Here is a 17107-nt window from a genome sequence, read left to right as displayed (position 1 = left end):
CCACAATGCCCTTTTCTGTAAGTCTTTCCTAGCACCCTTTATTAGACGTTTTATTTTGAACAAACTCGCTCTAACAAACCAAGACAATTAACGAGTTTTATTACGTGGCATTGCGCAGTTTGGGATCATCGCTCAAGTATTCTACGAACTCGATTTCAAAACCAGCTGGATCCACAAAGTAGACGTTTTTGCGATAAGGTTCTTCCGCTCCGGGTTTGGCTATTGGGAAGCCCGCATCGATAAGGCGTTCAATCACACTCTCAATATTATGGGTCACATAAGCGAAGTGAGCGAGACCAACGGAGTGTCCGGCTAAGTCTCTATTTTCACCCTCACCATGGTCACTCAATGCAATATATTGATACTCATCGCCAAAGTGCAACCAGTTACGTGGCTTACCTGACCACTCCCCTTTTCCCTCATCACGGACATACCAATGAGGGAATGCCGCTTTATAGAAAACCAGCATTTCTGGGATGTCTTTTACCACTAAGTTCACATGTTCAAGTTGGATCATTCTTCTCTCCTTAAAGTATTCTCGTAAGCAACGTTGTATATCCTAATACCTCAAGTTAAGTTGAGGTAAAGCACTAGTTTGCATTTATTTCGAGAACGTTTTTAGAGCCCAAATTGCCGTACTTCGATAACATACAGACCCTAAGTTTAGACGACCTTCTCTAAGGTGACTTCTTTGGCACCGAGCTTACTAATTCACATGCTTTAAGCTAAGCGACAAACAACCTCATGAATAAATAGAGTCGACTTGTTCGTGCTTCAACGATAAGTCTTGTTGTAGAAAATCCAACAAGTATCGATGTAACTTAGGCTGGTATTGTCTTGAGGGATACAGCGCCCATATGCCAACAGGGTTCACTTGACAGTCTGTTAGCAGAATAGTAAGAGCTCCAGTTTGTGCTTCATTGTCAATAAAAGGCAGAGGTAAACACGCTATACCTTTGCCATTAATCGCTGCATTAAGAAGTATGGAACTATCATTTACAGAGTAGTTACTTGTGACCGTTACATTAATAGGCTGAGCAGATTTAGAACCGGCTTTAGAAACAAACAGCCAATCATTGCCTATTCGTTTGTGGATCAAGCAATTGTGATCGAGTAAATCTTCGGGAGATAAAGGAGCCCCATGTTCCGCTAGGTATTGAGGGGAAGCGCAAACCACCGATGGACAATCAGCCAATTTCTTTCCAATTAAAGATTCGGGCAGGTCATTACTCAACTCGATTGCCATATCAACCCCATGTTTTATCAAATCCAGTGACTGATTCGACAGCGTGAGATCAACTTCTATGTCAGGGTACTTAAGCATGAATTGTTCGATAGCTTGGGCAAGATAGCCCTGACCAAACGAAATGCTAGTAACCAGTGAAATTCTTCCTTTAGGTTGAGAGTGCTGTTCTTGGGCTAAGCTATATAGTTGGGCATTCTGCTCTAAAATATTCTGGCAGAAAGGCAATAAATCACGACCGGCGTTAGTGATACCTAAGCTTCTTGTTGAGCGATATAGTAAACATACACCTAAAGACTTTTCCAACGCGGTTATATGCCTAGTCGCCATGGATCGTGACATTCCTAAAGCCTCAGATGCTGCCGTCAGGCTTCCTAGATCGACAGTAGAAACGAAAACTTCCATTGAAATAATTCTATCCATACACCCTCAATAGTTCGATTTATGCAACAATCTATTGACGTATAGCATATATATCAACTTCAAACTAGGTTTTATACTGACCTTCTATTCCAATACCGAGCCCAATGAAATGAAAAAAACAATGGTACTAGTCGCATGCCTCAGTGCAGGTTTAATTCAAAGTAATACACTATTTGCCCACACTCAAAATGCTGAAAACTCAACGGTAGCAATCATTGAGTCTGGTAAACTTATGGGAAGCAACCATGATGGTGTGACTACATTTTATGACGTTCCATATGCGCAAAACCCTTTTACGGCAGAGCGCCGTTTTCAAGCTCCGCAAGCCTACGAAACTTGGAGTGGAATATTAGATGCAACAAAAGCAGGTCAACCCGTTCCACAACCAAGTCGAGGTAAAAACATCACCTTGGTGGGGGCTCCCGGACATCTTACTCTGAACATATGGACACCGACTAACGCCATTGCTGCCAACAACAAGGCATCAAATAAAAAGCTGCCTGTCATGGTGTGGATCCCAGGCGGTGCTTTTATCCGAGAAGACGCTGCAGAGTTGGCTTATGATGGTACAAGCTTTGCGAAGAACAACGTGATCGTTGTAACGATCAATTATCGCGTAGGCGTTGATGGCTTCATGCACCTTGAAGGCACACCGGATAATCGCGGCATTCTTGATCAAATCATGGCTCTTAAATGGGTACAAAATAACATCGAAGATTTTGGTGGCGACCCTAGCCAAGTGACGGTCGCAGGTCAATCAGCCGGGGCAGAAAGTGTTGCCATTTTATTAGGTACCGAAAAAGCCGAAGGCCTATTCCAAAAAGCCATTATGCAAAGCCCTCCAATGGCATTTTTAACCCAAAAAGAAGCTGATAAAATCACACAAAGCTATACTGAAAAACTGAATATCCCAGCCACCATTGAAGGTTTATCTACAGTCCCATTTCCTGAATTAGTTAAGAACGTTATTGATATGGGCCATACCATACAAGATCGTGACAAATGGGGAATGCTGTCGTGGGGAGGCACCGCATTCTTGCCCGTCGTTGATGGGGATATCATTGTTGAGTCTCCAATGAAAGATCTCGCCAAAGCTTCACCTTCTATTCCCGTCATCGTTGGTAGCACAGATCAAGAATCACGACTCTACTTGGTACCAAGTGGTGCCGTTAACAACACGACCGAAGAAACGAAGTCACTATTATTATCTGACTTGTCATTGGAGGGTTGGCCTGCGGATGTGTATTCAACAGAAGGCAATAGCAAGTCTATTGGAGACACGTTTGCCGACATTCAATCTGATTTTACGTTTAGAATACCAGCACTGCACATTGCTCAACAGTTAACTAAAAACGACAACAATGTTTGGCATTATAATTTTTCTTGGATGTCACCTGCGTTTGATGGTCACTTAGGAGCCGCGCACTTTGTTGACGTACCGTTTGTGTTTAATACCACTAACAACGAACAAACAAAAACATTTGTCGGCTCACAGCCTCCAGTTGAACTTGTTAATGCCATGCACAATCAATGGCTAACGTTCATCAAGACAAGTAAAGCTGATTGGTCTCATTATAACTTATCAGAACGACCAACAATGCAATTTGATGTTACATCGAAACAGGTCAATGACCCCGAAGACTCCGTACGGAAGTTATGGAAAAACTATCAGTTTTAAGCGGAAAGATCGGATAAAAAACAAAAAGCGAACCACTTAGGTTCGCTTTTCTTTCATCTAGCACGTTTCGTCTTTGCAATACGCGGCGGTTAAGCCACAGATATTATGACTTTGGCTGATTCACCTCTACATCGAGAGATGCTCTGTTCCCTAAACTAAAGAACTTCTTCCATCTAATCGGCATCATTGGAATAACGATGAGGCTGATACCAACCAGTGTCAGAATGTCGGGGATCTCGTCAAACCACATCACGCCAAACAAGGTTACAAACACTAACCCCGAGTATTCTGCGAGCGCAATTTGGTTTGCTGGAGCCTTTTTATACGCCACCACCACCAATGCATGATAACCAAGAACAAATAGATTGATTGCCATGATCCACCCTACATGACGCCATTCAATCGAGGCCCATGCCGGCAATGCAAACGCCAGTGCAAGTGGCAGAGTCATAACACTAGTCCAAAATAAGGTAGAGATAATGTGTTGTTCGGCGTTCAAACGCTTGATCAAAATATTACCAACCCCCATTGCAAGCGCACTGCCTAGCCCTGCAATCGCCGCCCAGTGAAATTGCTCTGGACGCAACACAATTAGCACACCCACGAAGCCTATTAGTGTCGCGGTCACTTTTGATGATGTCGGCCTTTCTTTCAACAACACAATAGACAGAGGAAGCATCAGGATTGGCCCAACATAGAACATCGCGTTCGCTGTCGCCAAGGTAAGGTGTGTAATGGCAATCATCGCACAACCACTACCCACTAATATAAATTGAGCCCGTAAAAAATTGATGCGGCAACCGCCTTGCATGCGAGTTTCTTTAGGGAGCTTTAGCCAAAAAGGAAGCAGTAAAATCACGCTCAATAGCTGGCGGATAAACACATACTGAAATGTGGGAACTTCACCATTAAGTATTTTTAGTGAGACATCGGAAAAAGACGCCAATAAGTTTGCAAATACCAAAAGCAAGATGGCGTGGTTGGTGACTTTATTCATACGGAAACAGAATTACACATTTGTCATACAATTATGGGCGCACATAATACATGAGAATGGAAAATAAGTAAGAACAAAGTTTTCGGATACTTACTACCAAAAACCAAAGGTATTAAACAATAAGTATCCATCCTTTCCAGTTGACTGATAGTCTCCTAAATAGCAACACACATTGGCGTATTTGAAATAGGGTCACGAAACACGCTTGCTTTGAGATCAAAGACGTTACTGAGCATAGTTTCTGTCATCACCTCATCAGGCGACCCTTCTGCGATTAAGCATCCTTTTTCCAAAACCACTAAATGATCGCAGTAACGACTGGCTTGGTTCAGGTCATGCAACACAACAACTACCGTTTTTCCTTTGGCATTCATCTGTTGCATCAGTTTCATTAACTCCACTTGATGAGACATATCAAGGTATGTAGTCGGTTCATCCAACATCACGACATTCGTATCTTGTGCAATTACCATCGCAATCCATGCTCTTTGACGCTGGCCTCCAGACAGTGACTCAACAGGCTTATCAGCAAACTCAAGTACACCTGTATCACGCATAGCTTGTTCGACAATCCTTTGATCGTCCTGCCCTAGCCTCCCCCAATGAGATACATAAGGCGAACGACCATATTCAACCAACTTTCTTACCGTGATCCCCTCAGGACTGACCAAGATTTGCGGAAGAAGTGACAACGAACGCGCAAGCGCTTTATCGCCATAGCTCGACAGTGGTTTGTCTTCAAACAACACCTCTCCAGCCACTGGCTTGTTAATTCTGACTAACGTCTTTAACAAGGTAGATTTACCGCACCCGTTAGGTCCTATCAATGCGGTGATTTTTCCCTTAGGGATAGAAACAGACAGGTTCGGTATGATCGTTTGTTTGCCGTACGCGACGGAAAGATTCTGCGTTTTAAGCATGGTTACCAACCTCGATAACGATAGAGAAGAAAGATGAAATATGGCGCGCCAATCAAAGACGTGAGAACCCCTGCTGGCAATTCAATGGGTGGTTGTAGACCTCTGGCCAACCCATCAGCGCTGGTAACCAGAATTGCCCCCACCAGTACAGATGCTGGGATTAACAACTTATGATTATGCCCAAACAACAAGCGGGCTAAGTGAGGTGCCAATAAACTCACAAAACTGATCGTTCCTGCAACAGAAACGCTAACACTGGCAAGCAATACAGCAGCCAATAACGCAAGAGCCTGAATCTGTTTTGGCTTAGTACCCAATGTGGTCGCACTTTCCTCGCCAAGCCCCATCACATCTAATCGCCAAGCAAGCCACAATGCCATAGGTAACAACAAGAGCAGCACACTCCAAATAAAGGGAACTTGCTGCCAGTTTCGTCCCCAAAGGCTGCCAGTTAACCACACCATGGCCGTGTTGATCTCGATCGGATTGGTGACCAGCAAGAAGTCGATACAACTGGCCAGAAACGCACTCACCGCAATACCAATCAGCGCCAATTTGGCGGGTGTTGGTCTTGACCACCATGCCAATACCGCAATCAGCCCAGCAGCCAATACCCCACCGAACATCGCCACAACCGGAAGCACACTGACTGGTGCATTGGGGAACCAAACTAAACTCGCTGTCGCAGCAAGGCCAGCCCCAGCGCTAATACCCATAAGGTCAGGCGATGCTAACGGATTACGTATCACGCCTTGCACTAATACCCCAGAAAGCCCTAACCCTGCGCCCACGCTTATCGCGAGCAGCATACGTGGTAGCCGATACTGATGGATAACAAAGTCGTCACTGGAAAACGCGACCAAATGTTCGATGACTTGAGGAATAGAAAGTGACGCTGCACCGACAAACAAACCCACAGATGCCACTAATATGAGAATCCCAGATAACAAAACTATCTTAGTGTGATGGTGCATTAAGATCTCCTCGTCGCAATCAAAATAAAACAAGGTGTCCCGAGCAAAGCAGTAATAACACCAACGGGTGTTTCAGTCGGGAAAGCAATCGCTCGTGATAATGCATCTGACCAAGAGACTAATGCTGCGCCTGCCAATGCGGAAATAGGAATCAGTAAATGGTAATTGTGACCAACCATAGGTCGAACCAAATGAGGCACTAACAAACCAACAAAGCCAATTGGCCCTGCGATAGCGACGCTTGCTCCGGCAAGCAACACAATCGTCAATCCACTAATCAGGCGAGTAAACCTGATGTTACTGCCAAGCCCCACGGCAACCTCTTCACCAAGCGCCAATAAGTTGAGGTTGCGAGCAAGACTCATTGCTAACACCAAACCAATCACTACAGGCGGCCAAAGCTGTTGCCATTGCCCATCATCCACACTAGACAGTGAACCAGTAAGCCAATGCAAGACGCTATAAGCCATGTCGTCAGCAAGAATCAGCGCCGCTCGTGTCAGTCCGAGCAATAACGCAGTAATGGCGATACCCGCGAGAACCAAACGTAACGGATGAGAACGTTCGGAGAAAAAGCCGCCCAGAAGCATCACAGCACCACCGCTTAGCAACGCACCAAGAACCGCATTAAGGATTGGACTTAGCTCGCTAACCACAGGTATACCTATTGCAGCTAACGCCATAAAACAGGCTGCGCCAGCGTTAATGCCAAGAATCGACGGAGACGCGAGTGGATTGCGCGTCAAGCCTTGCATCAATAACCCAGCGACGGCCAAACTCGCACCAATCAATAGCCCCGCATAAGCTCTTGGCGCTCTTAGCGTCGCCAATATTTGATGAGTCATGTTGCTTTCATCAAACGCAAACCGATAGTGAATCAAGTCACTAAATGTTAAAGAGAAATTAGACCACCCGGTCATAGAGGCCGCGTAACCAGAAAGTGCCAAACACGACACTAATCCGGTAAATAACGTGACTCGCCACGACAATATTGGCCAGAATCGCTTACTTTTAGAGAACAACATCGTACTCATGATGGATCCAAGATCTGCTCAAGATTTTTCGCCATTTTTTCTGCCGCTAACATGCCTCGATTCAGTGACCAAAGTGCTGGTGACACTTCTACAACTTGCTTACTTTTTACAGAGGTTAGTACATTGAATAACGGATTTTCCTGCCAATCATCAACAATATTTGGATGAGAGTAAGCACCAAGGAGCAACCAATCCGGATTGGTTTTCAACAACAACTCAAAGCTGGTTGGTAAATATGCCTTCTCTGTTGGTTTCACAATAGGGCTCGCAATGCCTAATGTGGTCAGCACGCCCCCTGCGTAAGATGCGGGGCTATGTAACCACATACCTTTATCCGACACGACAGCGAATTGGACGGTTTGTTTGAGCGAGAAATGACTTTTGAATTCAGCCATGGCGTGTTGATGCTGTTGAATTCGTTGTTCCATTGACGATTGTTTATCGAGAGCGATGCCAATCTTGAGCGCAGACTCCAAATTCTCTTGATAAGTCTCACCACGGCTTTTAAGCAGTAGAGTTGGTGCGATGCGTTGTAGATCTTGATAGACCGTACGATGACGCTCTGCATCGGCAATGATCAGATCTGGCTTTAATACCGCAATGGCTTCTAGGCTAGGCTGAGAACGCATGCCAACCGATTCCCAAGGTTGAACCAATTCACGTACCGGCGGAATCACTCTTGAAGCATCATTGTCATCGGCAACACCAACAGGAGAAACACCCACCGCAGCGAGTGCATCTACAAATGAAAACTCCAACACCACAATACGTTGCGGGGTAGTCGCTATCTCAAACTGGCCTTGCTCATCTTGGATCGTTCTCGTTTTTGCCGAGCTTGAAAATGAGAACAAGCTTAAAATCAGCAAAGCTAAGGTTATCGCTATCCTGCTGCATAAAAACGGCCTATTAAATGACAGCAGCCCGTTCGACAGCATCAATTGATTCGAAAACAAAAGGCGAGAGCTGTTTTCCATATTTAATTTTCCTTAAACTCTAGAACCGTGAAAGCCGCCAAGAGTATTGACGACTTTTATTCGTTATTACTTTCAATAAATTACGTATTAGAACTGATAATTCAGATCCAAAGTGTAAGAACGTCCTGGGGCTGGATAACGACCAACTGGGCTGGTATCAATACCGCGGAAGTAATAGTCCTCATCAAACAAGTTGTTCACCGCAAGGTTCATGCGCAGCTTACTGTTTTCATCCTTGTACAAGTCCGAACCTAGGTTAAAGTTCCAGACCATGTAGGCAGGCACTTTACCTGTCGCGCCCGTTGCATCTTCGGCACTTGTATTCGCATTATCAGAATAAGATTCGCTAAAGTAGTAACCAGATAAAGTAGTATCTACCTTGCTAAAGGCGTAAGTCGCATCCCAACTAAATTGATGTTTAGACGTATAAGGAAGTTGATTACCTTTGTTTGCGCCCTCTTCCTCGATAGTTGCATCTAAGTAGTTATAACCAGCGCCCAAACTCAACGCTTGCATCGCTTGAGGCACGTAACGACCTGAAAGTTCAACACCTTGGTGAAGGGTTTTACCAATGTTGTCGAAAGTTTGAGTAGCACTTTGCCATTGCAGCTGATCTTCAAAATCAATGCGGTATAGTACGATGTTAAAGCTGGTTGAATCTTGGTTGTAGCGCGCACCCAACTCATAGTTCCATGCTAGTTCACTGCCCTCTTCTCCTAGACCTCGAATGTAAGCAATCTGTGGTGCACGCAAAGATTTCTGCGCATTGGTGTAACCCACCCACTGTTCTGTCAGGTGGTATGCTACAGTTAAGCCCGGCAGCCATTCCGTCACTTTATTGTCTGTGCTCTGTGCTGTACCCAGGTCATCAAACGTCATATCAATCGATTCGTAACGAATACCCGGAGTGACTTTCAGTACATCATTGAACAGGCCGATTTCGTTACTGATGTAACCAGCAAAAGCGTCAGTATCAAGATGCCAGTCGCGTGGGATTGTGGTTACTCCACTAGAAATTGATGTTTGAGTGAGCTTGTAATCGATATCTTCGTTGACGTAGCGTGCCCCAACAATCACGTTTTGCGTTACCGTATTTCCGTCAAAGTACATCGCGAGTTTAGGTTCAACACCATAAACAGCAAATTCACGTGGTGACGTACGAATATCGGTTGACGGTAATGCCGGATCCGCCCAGTGACCACCAGCACTGTTAAAGCCCCATTGGAAGAAACGCTCAGAACGGTGGCCAAACGTCAGTATTTCTAATTCAGCACTATCTGCAAGATTCAAGTCATGTAAATACTTCAGGCTCCAACGCGTTGAAGTGCCTTGATATTCATCGTACGGGCGCTTCGACTGAGTACGATCTTTGTCATAATCATCTGGCGATAAAGCACCGGGCATTTGCGTATCTGCATCATAACGCTGCACGAAAGCTTGCAGCTCTTGAGTATCACTCAGTAACCACTGCAACTTCGCTTGGAAGTTTTTGACATCGGTGTCGGAGTGTTCACGGAAGCTTTCACCTTTTAAGAAGTTCCCCTCAACTTGAAGTGCTAGCGTATCGGTTAACCAACCGCCCGTGCGCAGATAAAAGTCGTTGAGCGGCGTATCGCCATCCTCGAATACAGTAAAGCGATTACTTATTTCCGTTTGCCATTCGTGTGGAATAGGCTTAGTCACCAAGTTGATCACACCACCCACGTTGTTTGGCCCGTACTGCACAGCAGCACCACCACGTACGATATCAATTCGGTCAAGCATCGACAGAGTGGCAGGAAAAATAGATTGTCCGGTATGACCATAAGGTGCAAGAGTCAGTGGTACACCGTCCATTAGAAATTGAGCATGCCCACTGCGACTCGCATTCAAACCACGTACTGACACGTTAGGTAGAACACCTGTACCCGTTTCGTCTTGAACTTTCACCCCAGGAACGCTTTGAAAAGCAGAATCGATCGATAGTGCTGCAGTCTTTTTAATTTGCTTATCGGTAAGAACGGTACGAGCTCCCGGATACTCTTTCACATCCTCAAGTTCTGAATTACCTATCAAGCTGCCAGTCACGACAACCGTTTCCATGGTCGTCGTTTGCGGATCTGATGCAGCAAACACGCTCATGGAAGTCACTGAAGCGATGGCCATTGCAAGGGCACTTAGACGCAACTTTTTATGTGGTTGAGTACAGGATTTACCATCCAAATTCTGGTAACGCATGAAAATCTCCTAAGTAGGCAGGTTAAGATCAAAGGCCGTGTTTTCAGTTATATCGACGCTTTGATCCTATGGGCTAAACGGCCCCAAAATGAGGCCAACTGTTCACTCATTCGTAGCGAGTAAATCAATCGTTTTTAGAGTCGAAATAGCTCTTAGAAATGAACTAACTCTTAGAAATGAATTCGCTCTTAGAACTGAATTGGCTTTTAAAACTGATAGCCATAGCTGAGCATAAATTCGGCTGGCGCTCCGTAACCAATCTGGTTAGTACCTGACGTACCGTTAGTTGCGCCCAGAATGTATTCCTCATTAAGCACGTTGTAAGCGTTCGCTTGAACTTTGTGACGACCCGTGGTGTACGCAGCCATCAAGTCAACCGTGGTGTAGTCACCCAGCGCTACAGCTTCATCATTACCTGCGTATCGGTCACCTACGTATTTCACGCCACCACCTAAACGCCAGTTATCGTCTAGCTGATAAGTGCTCCAAAGAGAAAACAGGTGATCAGACACATCGTTCGGCTTTTTGCCTGTCTCTTTGTTTTCTGCATCGAGGTAGCTATAGCCCACCGAAATATCCCACTGCTCAGTAAATTGACCGCGAGCTTCTAGCTCAATACCTTGGTGGCGAGCTTCGATCTTGTTAACAACGTCTCCGTCTATATTCGTTTCTGGTTGCTCTTGATCAATTTGGAAGACCGCGGCATTTAGCATCAAGGCGCTATCTAACAAGTAAGCTTTTGCACCCACTTCTTTTAGATCGGTATGGAAGAATTCAGCCAATTTAGGATTGATATAAATACCGGAGTAAGGCAATTGCCATGAACGAGCTAAGCTCGCGTACACTGACATATCATTGTTGAGACGGTAGACCAAACCACCGCGGTAGCTCACTTTGTCATCGTTTAGATTCTCTTTTACTGAGCCCGCTTTTTGCTGTTCAAGCTCCATCGAGTCGTAACGCACATTGCCGATCACAGAAAGGTCACCAAAGGTATAAACGTCTTGAATATAAACGCCAGTGGTCGTTGTCGTGTTATCACGGAAAGGTTTGAAGCCCGGATCAGGTGTTGGGCCTGTTACAGGGTTATAGATGTCTTGTGAAGGTAGGGTTTGATCGCTAGCTAGAGTGAGATCGATATTGATCTGGTTGTATTCGGCACCAATCATCATTTGGTTAGAGTTAGTTTCCCAAACCAACTCAGACTGTAGTGTTGTCGTGGTACGAGGATCATAGCCGAAGTTGTTCACGGTTTGAGATACTTGGTCCCCTGTTACCGTGCCTTGACGCGTACCTTTTTGTTCAAGCTCAATATGGTTGTATGCTGCGCGGTTTGTCCATGCCCATTCACTGTTCAAAAGCCATTCATAATTAACACCAACACGAATACTGTCTGACTCTTGATAGTCATTCCTACCGCCATAAAACGTGCTTTCAGAGACATCGACAGGCTTACCATTTTTAGATGGAACCCCACGATATGGCACTAGCTCTTGGTGAGCATATTCGACATCAAGATCTATGGTATGCCCCTCAGCAGGTAATACACGAATGGTGGGTGCGATAAAGAAATCACTAGAATCGACATGGTCTACATAAGAATCCGACTGTCGACTTTCCACGTTGATACGACCACTGACTTTGTCAGTAAACGCCATCGAGCTGTCGACCTGACCAACAAACAGATTATTGCTGCCGACACTGCCATTGACGTGTGTGAAATTATCACCGTTAGCACGCTTGGTGACCAAGTTGATGATACCGCCTGCTGAGCCTCGGCCATAAAGTGCGCCTGCAGGGCCTTTTACCACTTCGACACGTTCTATATTCGCTAGACTTCGGTACGATTGCAGAGTCCCGTCATCACGCATACCATCACGGTACATGTCGTTGAGTGCATCAAAACCACGAATCACAAATTGGTCTCGGCTCCCCTCACCCAAGGTATTGTTAACCCCGGCAACACCATCAAGAGCATCCACCAAACGTACAGCACCGCGGTCTTGCATTTCCGTCTTTGTGACCACCGATACTGCTTGCGGTACATCCAACCATTCGACATCGGTTTTGGTACCCGATTGCGGCATGTGCTCCGCGTAACCTTCGTACTGATGACCAATAACTTGTAGGGTTTCATCCGTCATTATTTCTTCTGCAGCCATTACATTCGACACGGTAACTACTGCGGTTAATGCACCTCCAATAGCCAAAGCGAGAGGGGACAAGGCCAATCTAATGTTCATCATCTAATTCCGTTTTAGTTTATAAAATCACAACAGATGCGAATAAAAACAAATATCATTTATATTTGCAATATATATTTTTTGATCTATATTTGCTTTGCAATATGCAACGCCACTAATGATAAAAGAGTAAATAAAAACAATAAGATAGAAAGCTCCCTTTCTTGTAATCTCGAAAGAAAGCACTTCGTCAGCGTCAGGAATTCGGTGTGGATTTTGGTGTCTGCCATAGCAAGTTCATCATCACAGAATCAGAGCCGGTACTGGTCAAGATCAACTATCGGAGTATTGGTGATGGCCGGGAATTTTTGCTTGATAACTTCAGTGGTGGGAATTGGTTCAATACCATCTTAAATCTTTTCTTGGGTCACAAGCTTGATCCTACACTTCGCATTGCGGGCAGCGCAAAGTCATGACCACCCACTTGCGATCGTGGAAGTTAATAAGCAACTCACTATTTCACTTCCGATAAACCATGCCGCACCACATTGATTGAATACTCAATTCCCGACTGTGATCGCAATGCAGAGCCAAACCGTAGTTAATTCAAATACAAGCACTTAACGTTTTTTCATCGGCTACTCAGCGGGAGCAACACATGGACAACAGAATCACCATCAAAGAATTTCTTAGAGTGTTCGATTACATTCGTTCATCTGGCGAGCAATTAGAGAACAAATATCAATTTGGCGAGATGTTTGCGTGGCACGATTACGACGGCTACACCTGTTGGCTAAGCTACAGAGACGTTACAGTAACACTGATGTTCCATGGTTCATTGAAGATCGAATACGACAAGGCACCGAACTATGAAGGCTTCATCAACCGTTGTTTAGCTATGCTTGAAACTGAACTTTCTCCGTAAGCTGTCCTTAGCTATTGAGTCAATAAGGCAGAGTCTAAGGAGAAGCAGTGGAGAAAATCATGAACGGGGCCACTTATAAAACACGGTTACCATTTAGGCTAACCACATCTTTATTTTTTCTACTCAGCCTAAACTCGTTAAGTCTAAAAGCGGATGCAACAGGGACAAACATGATCGACTTTACACAAGCTAGTGAGCATCAAAACTGGACAGTGACTAACGACGATGTAATGGGCGGCATCTCAACAGGCGAGCTCATTTATCTTAATAACATGAGTCGATTTAGGGGAGAGCTCTCGTTAGAAAATAATGGTGGTTTCAGTTCTGTAAAGCGCTCCATTGAATCACCTGCCCATGAAAAAGATAGTGCAGAGCTAATATTCGTTGGTGATGGTCGCACCTACCAACTGAGGTTCACCACTTGGAAGGAAGGTAGTCGAGTTCAATACAAACACGATTTCGATACCATAAAGGGAGAGCAGCTAAACAAGGTCTTCCACTTCAATGATTTTCAAGCGGTGTTCAGAGGTCGGCTACTGAGCGATGCCCTGGAACTTAAGGCACAAGACATCAAGCAAATTGGCTTTTTGATTGCAGACAAACAGCCCTCGCCTTTTGAGCTAGACCTAATACAGCTTCAATTCAAAACATCGCAACCTATCACATCACCAGAAACGGACTAAACCGCAAACAAATAAAAACCCCTGATACCTTTTGACGAGCAATTAGATATCAGGGGGCTTGTTCTATTTAAATCGTCGACTATTCAAATCATCAGTACTTAGTATTTGATGGCTGTTTTACCTATCGAGGAGCTGCTTTCAATACGTTGGTGTGCATCTTTCAGAGTCTCAACACTAAAGCCATTCAATGTGGTAGTAAGCGTAGACTTAATGCGGCCAACATCGATCAGGTTCGCTGCTTGGAACAAAATATCTTGTTGTTTCTGAATATCGTCTGTGTTGAACAGTGAACGTGTGAACATCAGCTCCCACACAAAACCTGCAGACTTACCTTGAAGCGCAGAAAGATCAATTCCACCATCGAACTCAACAATAGAACTGATCATGCCTTGCGGTGCAATCAGCTCCACCATCGATTCCCAATGTCCTTTGGTGTCTGCGACATTGAAAATGTAATCGACATGCTGAATACCTTGCTCTCGTACAGATTCAACCAAGTTACGGTGATTCACCACATGGTCTGCCCCCATATCCCTTACCCACTTTTCAGTTTCAGGTCTTGAAGCCGTCGCAATAACCGTCAGGTTAGTCAACTGGCTCGCCAATTGAATCGTGATTGAACCGACACCACCAGCACCACCAATGATCAGAATGGATTTTTTCTCTTCTGAACGAACACGTAGGCGATCAAACAACGCTTCCCACGCTGTAAGTGTTGCTAGCGGCATAACTGCAGCCGCTTCATCAGAAAGGCTCGTTGGTGCTTTCGCCGTAATACGGTAGTCAACGGCTTGGTATTCAGCATTAGCGCCCATACGAGTTACGTCACCTGCATAGTAAACACGGTCGCCTAGTTCAAAGCCTTCAACGTCTGTACCTTTACCGACAACTTCACCGACTGCGTCATAACCAAGGACTTTTGGTTGCTCGAGAGTTTTATCTTGAGCACTACGAATTCTAATTTTCGCATCTGCTGGATTGATAGACGTCGCGCTCACTTTTACCAGTAGATCATGTTCTTTTAGTTCTGGAAGGTTTGTTTCAAACTCAACTAGGCTGTCTTGCTCTGCAATCGCAAGTGACTGAGTAAATCCGATAGCTTTCATTTTTGATGGTACTGACATTGTGCTTTCTCCTTGAATTAGACAAGTTAATCTTAGTTGACTCTCAATTTAGATAAACCGCCTAATGTTTGAATTATTATCAAATTATTTTTGACAATTAAGCAATTGAAGCTAACTTAGAAGCGATAAGTAGAGATAACCCATCTGCAGATTGTGATGGGGAAATGTCCCAACTCCATGTTTAGAAAATAATTCAATACAGGTAGATAATATGCTTCTTGAAGACTTGCAGGTCATTTTAAAGGTGGCGGAGTTTCGTAGTATCACCGCAGCAGCCACCAACCTAGATATGCGTACTGCCACCGCGAGCGCTGCCGTAAAACGTGTTGAAGTCGCACTGGGCGCTGAGCTGTTTGTAAGAACCACTCGCCATCTGAGGCTCTCTTCAGCAGGCGAACGCTATTTACCTGAGTGTGAACAAGCCTTGAAAATATTGGAGCAAGCCAAGCTCAACATGCGCGAAGAGCTTGGTATCTTGGATGGAGAAATCCGCATCGCACTTTCCTCGGATCTAGGACGAAACCTGATCACTCCTTGGCTTGACGAATTTCTGCTTGAATACCCAAAGGCAACACTTCGTACCAGCATCAGCGACAGCAACATCGATTTTTATCGTGATTCTGTTGATATGGCGCTGCGTTACGGCTCTCCGACTGACGCCAGCATGTATGGTTTCAAGATCTGCGATGTGCCGAGAATATTGTGCGCAGCCCCTGAATATTTAGCTAAGATGGGAACGCCAAGCCAACCAAGTAACTTAGCTGAGCACAACGGTTTGCTTTATCAGCTGCATGATATGTTGCAAGACGAATGGGTGTTTAATGATGGCAAGCAGGATCATAAAGTAAAGCTAAAAGGGAATCGCACGTCGAACGATGCTGATCTTGTTAGACGTTGGTGTGTTGCAGGGAAAGGTGTGGCGATAAAATCTTGTTTAGATATGTCGAGTCATTTGCTTTCTGGCGAAGTGGTTAAAATAATGCCAGAGTTCAAGCCAACCCCAACCGAGCTGTGGTTAGTATGTCCAAGTCGTCAGTCCATCACCCCGACCGTTCGCTTATTGAGAGATCTATTCCGAGAGAAAACCGCTGAGATCCTTTCTCAATTGAGCGAGCAAGACATTATAGCGACTCAAAAATCTTAACGATCTAGAGATAAAAAAGGCGTTAGTGAACTTTAACCCACTAACGCCTTTGATCATTTGAACATCACACCTATTGATGGATGCATCGTATAATACGAGTGCTTAGTTTGACTCTTCTTCAACATCACAGTCAGCACAGCACTGAAGCGCAATTTCATGCTCGAAGGTGATCGTATCTTCACCTTCTTCTAGTAGCTCTGCGATTTCATCTGCGACTTCTTTTTCATCATCCGCTTCAATTCCGCTTACTAGCTCTTCTTCTGAATAACCAAAGAAGTTCAGCAATAGGTACTCACGTGCTTCATCTTTCGTACAAACCACTTCAGCTGAAAGGTCAGGCGTAACCTCCCCCTGGGCCAGAGTCGCGGTCACTTGTGTGATAGCAGCGTCTTTCATCGCAGGCGTTAACCAACCAAGATCAGTACTTACTGTTGTTTTTTTACAGTCGAAGCAAGGCAGTTGGTGGAAGTAGTATTGAAAGGTAGTCATAGGTAATTTCTTCGTTAAGTGTTGTATAGCAAGATTATGCGCGTTTTGTAGCAAAATACTATCTCAATCAGCAACCAGAGACTGATTCGTGAAGGTAAT

At 44.8% G+C, this 17107-nt stretch carries 16 protein-coding genes; 5 read left to right on the top strand and 11 right to left on the bottom strand.

Going from position 1 to position 17107, the window contains the following annotated elements:
• Window positions 1–100: 100 nt before the first annotated feature.
• Together ACFI6G_RS19290 and ACFI6G_RS19285 are read right to left on the bottom strand one after the other, a co-directional pair.
• A complete protein-coding gene (locus ACFI6G_RS19290) occupies window positions 101–517 on the bottom strand; it encodes a VOC family protein (protein ID WP_010430604.1) in 417 nt (138 codons plus the stop codon).
• A 225-nt stretch (window positions 518–742) separates the two neighbouring features.
• Window positions 743–1666, bottom strand: a complete 924-nt coding sequence (locus tag ACFI6G_RS19285; protein WP_016789641.1) for a LysR family transcriptional regulator — start codon at window positions 1664–1666, stop codon at window positions 743–745.
• Between the two features lie 121 nt (window positions 1667–1787).
• On the opposite strand from ACFI6G_RS19285, the gene ACFI6G_RS19280 reads away from it, so the two are divergent.
• On the top strand, window positions 1788–3344 hold the full coding sequence (locus tag ACFI6G_RS19280; protein WP_016792628.1) for a carboxylesterase/lipase family protein: 1557 nt from the start codon (window positions 1788–1790) through the stop codon (window positions 3342–3344).
• Window positions 3345–3447: 103 nt separating this feature from the next.
• Here ACFI6G_RS19280 and ACFI6G_RS19275 read toward each other — a convergent pair whose 3' ends face one another.
• The 7 genes from ACFI6G_RS19275 to ACFI6G_RS19245 all read right to left on the bottom strand — a co-directional run bounded on the left by ACFI6G_RS19275 (window position 3448) and on the right by ACFI6G_RS19245 (window position 12703).
• Entirely contained in the window at window positions 3448–4341 is an 894-nt protein-coding gene (locus tag ACFI6G_RS19275; RefSeq protein ID WP_016792629.1) for a DMT family transporter, read from the bottom strand.
• A gap of 155 nt (window positions 4342–4496) precedes the next feature.
• On the bottom strand, window positions 4497–5261 hold the full coding sequence (gene fecE / locus ACFI6G_RS19270; RefSeq protein WP_016792630.1) for a Fe(3+) dicitrate ABC transporter ATP-binding protein FecE: 765 nt from the start codon (window positions 5259–5261) through the stop codon (window positions 4497–4499).
• A 2-nt stretch (window positions 5262–5263) separates the two neighbouring features.
• On the bottom strand, window positions 5264–6235 hold the full coding sequence (locus tag ACFI6G_RS19265; protein ID WP_016788056.1) for a FecCD family ABC transporter permease: 972 nt from the start codon (window positions 6233–6235) through the stop codon (window positions 5264–5266).
• The gene (locus ACFI6G_RS19260; RefSeq protein ID WP_462710425.1) at window positions 6235–7269 is read right to left on the bottom strand and encodes a FecCD family ABC transporter permease; all 1035 of its coding nucleotides are present in this window, start codon (window positions 7267–7269) and stop codon (window positions 6235–6237) included. Before ACFI6G_RS19260 ends, ACFI6G_RS19265 begins: the two co-directional genes overlap by 1 nt.
• Window positions 7266–8243 (bottom strand): Fe(3+) dicitrate ABC transporter substrate-binding protein, encoded by a 978-nt coding sequence (locus ACFI6G_RS19255; protein WP_016792632.1) that lies wholly within the window; start codon window positions 8241–8243, stop codon window positions 7266–7268. Before ACFI6G_RS19255 ends, ACFI6G_RS19260 begins: the two co-directional genes overlap by 4 nt.
• A gap of 87 nt (window positions 8244–8330) precedes the next feature.
• On the bottom strand, window positions 8331–10460 hold the full coding sequence (locus ACFI6G_RS19250) for a TonB-dependent receptor family protein (RefSeq protein WP_016792633.1): 2130 nt from the start codon (window positions 10458–10460) through the stop codon (window positions 8331–8333).
• Window positions 10461–10666: 206 nt separating this feature from the next.
• Window positions 10667–12703: a TonB-dependent receptor gene (locus tag ACFI6G_RS19245; protein WP_462710426.1), complete on the bottom strand. Its 2037-nt coding sequence runs from the start codon at window positions 12701–12703 to the stop codon at window positions 10667–10669.
• 209 nt (window positions 12704–12912) lie between these two features.
• Between ACFI6G_RS19245 and ACFI6G_RS19240 the strand changes: the two genes are divergently transcribed.
• The 3 genes from ACFI6G_RS19240 to ACFI6G_RS19230 all read left to right on the top strand — a co-directional run bounded on the left by ACFI6G_RS19240 (window position 12913) and on the right by ACFI6G_RS19230 (window position 14251).
• Window positions 12913–13119, top strand: coding sequence for an ATP-grasp domain-containing protein (locus ACFI6G_RS19240; protein ID WP_016792634.1), 207 nt, complete (start codon window positions 12913–12915; stop codon window positions 13117–13119).
• Window positions 13120–13301: 182 nt separating this feature from the next.
• On the top strand, window positions 13302–13568 hold the full coding sequence (locus ACFI6G_RS19235) for a DUF3081 domain-containing protein (protein WP_010430650.1): 267 nt from the start codon (window positions 13302–13304) through the stop codon (window positions 13566–13568).
• A gap of 47 nt (window positions 13569–13615) precedes the next feature.
• Window positions 13616–14251 carry a CIA30 family protein gene (locus ACFI6G_RS19230; RefSeq protein WP_016784223.1) on the top strand — a complete coding sequence of 212 codons (636 nt, stop codon included), beginning with the start codon at window positions 13616–13618 and terminating at the stop codon, window positions 14249–14251.
• Between the two features lie 98 nt (window positions 14252–14349).
• Here the strand turns inward: ACFI6G_RS19230 and ACFI6G_RS19225 are convergent, their stop codons facing one another.
• Window positions 14350–15375 (bottom strand): zinc-binding alcohol dehydrogenase family protein, encoded by a 1026-nt coding sequence (locus ACFI6G_RS19225; RefSeq protein ID WP_016792635.1) that lies wholly within the window; start codon window positions 15373–15375, stop codon window positions 14350–14352.
• A gap of 211 nt (window positions 15376–15586) precedes the next feature.
• Between ACFI6G_RS19225 and ACFI6G_RS19220 the strand changes: the two genes are divergently transcribed.
• Complete coding sequence (locus tag ACFI6G_RS19220; RefSeq protein ID WP_016792636.1) at window positions 15587–16519, top strand: LysR family transcriptional regulator; 933 nt, start codon at window positions 15587–15589, stop codon at window positions 16517–16519.
• Window positions 16520–16621: 102 nt separating this feature from the next.
• Here the strand turns inward: ACFI6G_RS19220 and ACFI6G_RS19215 are convergent, their stop codons facing one another.
• Window positions 16622–17008 carry a hypothetical protein gene (locus tag ACFI6G_RS19215; RefSeq protein ID WP_016788063.1) on the bottom strand — a complete coding sequence of 129 codons (387 nt, stop codon included), beginning with the start codon at window positions 17006–17008 and terminating at the stop codon, window positions 16622–16624.
• Window positions 17009–17107 lie beyond the last annotated feature (99 nt).

The organism is Vibrio sp. PSi01, from assembly GCF_054960695.1.
This window is presented reverse-complemented; position numbering and strand designations above follow the sequence as displayed.

Bases quoted from the DNA above. Each gene is read 5' to 3' on its own strand.
- ACFI6G_RS19290 (WP_010430604.1), bottom strand. From the start codon at position 517: ATGATCCAACTTGAACATGTGAACTTAGTGGTAAAAGACATCCCAGAA.
- ACFI6G_RS19285 (WP_016789641.1), bottom strand. From the start codon at position 1,666: ATGGATAGAATTATTTCAATGGAAGTTTTCGTTTCTACTGTCGATCTA.
- ACFI6G_RS19280 (WP_016792628.1), top strand. From the start codon at position 1,788: ATGGTACTAGTCGCATGCCTCAGTGCAGGTTTAATTCAAAGTAATACA.
- ACFI6G_RS19275 (WP_016792629.1), bottom strand. From the start codon at position 4,341: ATGAATAAAGTCACCAACCACGCCATCTTGCTTTTGGTATTTGCAAAC.
- fecE (WP_016792630.1), bottom strand. From the start codon at position 5,261: ATGCTTAAAACGCAGAATCTTTCCGTCGCGTACGGCAAACAAACGATC.
- ACFI6G_RS19265 (WP_016788056.1), bottom strand. From the start codon at position 6,235: ATGCACCATCACACTAAGATAGTTTTGTTATCTGGGATTCTCATATTA.
- ACFI6G_RS19260 (WP_462710425.1), bottom strand. From the start codon at position 7,269: ATGAGTACGATGTTGTTCTCTAAAAGTAAGCGATTCTGGCCAATATTG.
- ACFI6G_RS19255 (WP_016792632.1), bottom strand. From the start codon at position 8,243: ATGGAAAACAGCTCTCGCCTTTTGTTTTCGAATCAATTGATGCTGTCG.
- ACFI6G_RS19250 (WP_016792633.1), bottom strand. From the start codon at position 10,460: ATGCGTTACCAGAATTTGGATGGTAAATCCTGTACTCAACCACATAAA.
- ACFI6G_RS19245 (WP_462710426.1), bottom strand. From the start codon at position 12,703: ATGAACATTAGATTGGCCTTGTCCCCTCTCGCTTTGGCTATTGGAGGT.
- ACFI6G_RS19235 (WP_010430650.1), top strand. From the start codon at position 13,302: ATGGACAACAGAATCACCATCAAAGAATTTCTTAGAGTGTTCGATTAC.
- ACFI6G_RS19225 (WP_016792635.1), bottom strand. From the start codon at position 15,375: ATGTCAGTACCATCAAAAATGAAAGCTATCGGATTTACTCAGTCACTT.
- ACFI6G_RS19220 (WP_016792636.1), top strand. From the start codon at position 15,587: ATGCTTCTTGAAGACTTGCAGGTCATTTTAAAGGTGGCGGAGTTTCGT.
- ACFI6G_RS19215 (WP_016788063.1), bottom strand. From the start codon at position 17,008: ATGACTACCTTTCAATACTACTTCCACCAACTGCCTTGCTTCGACTGT.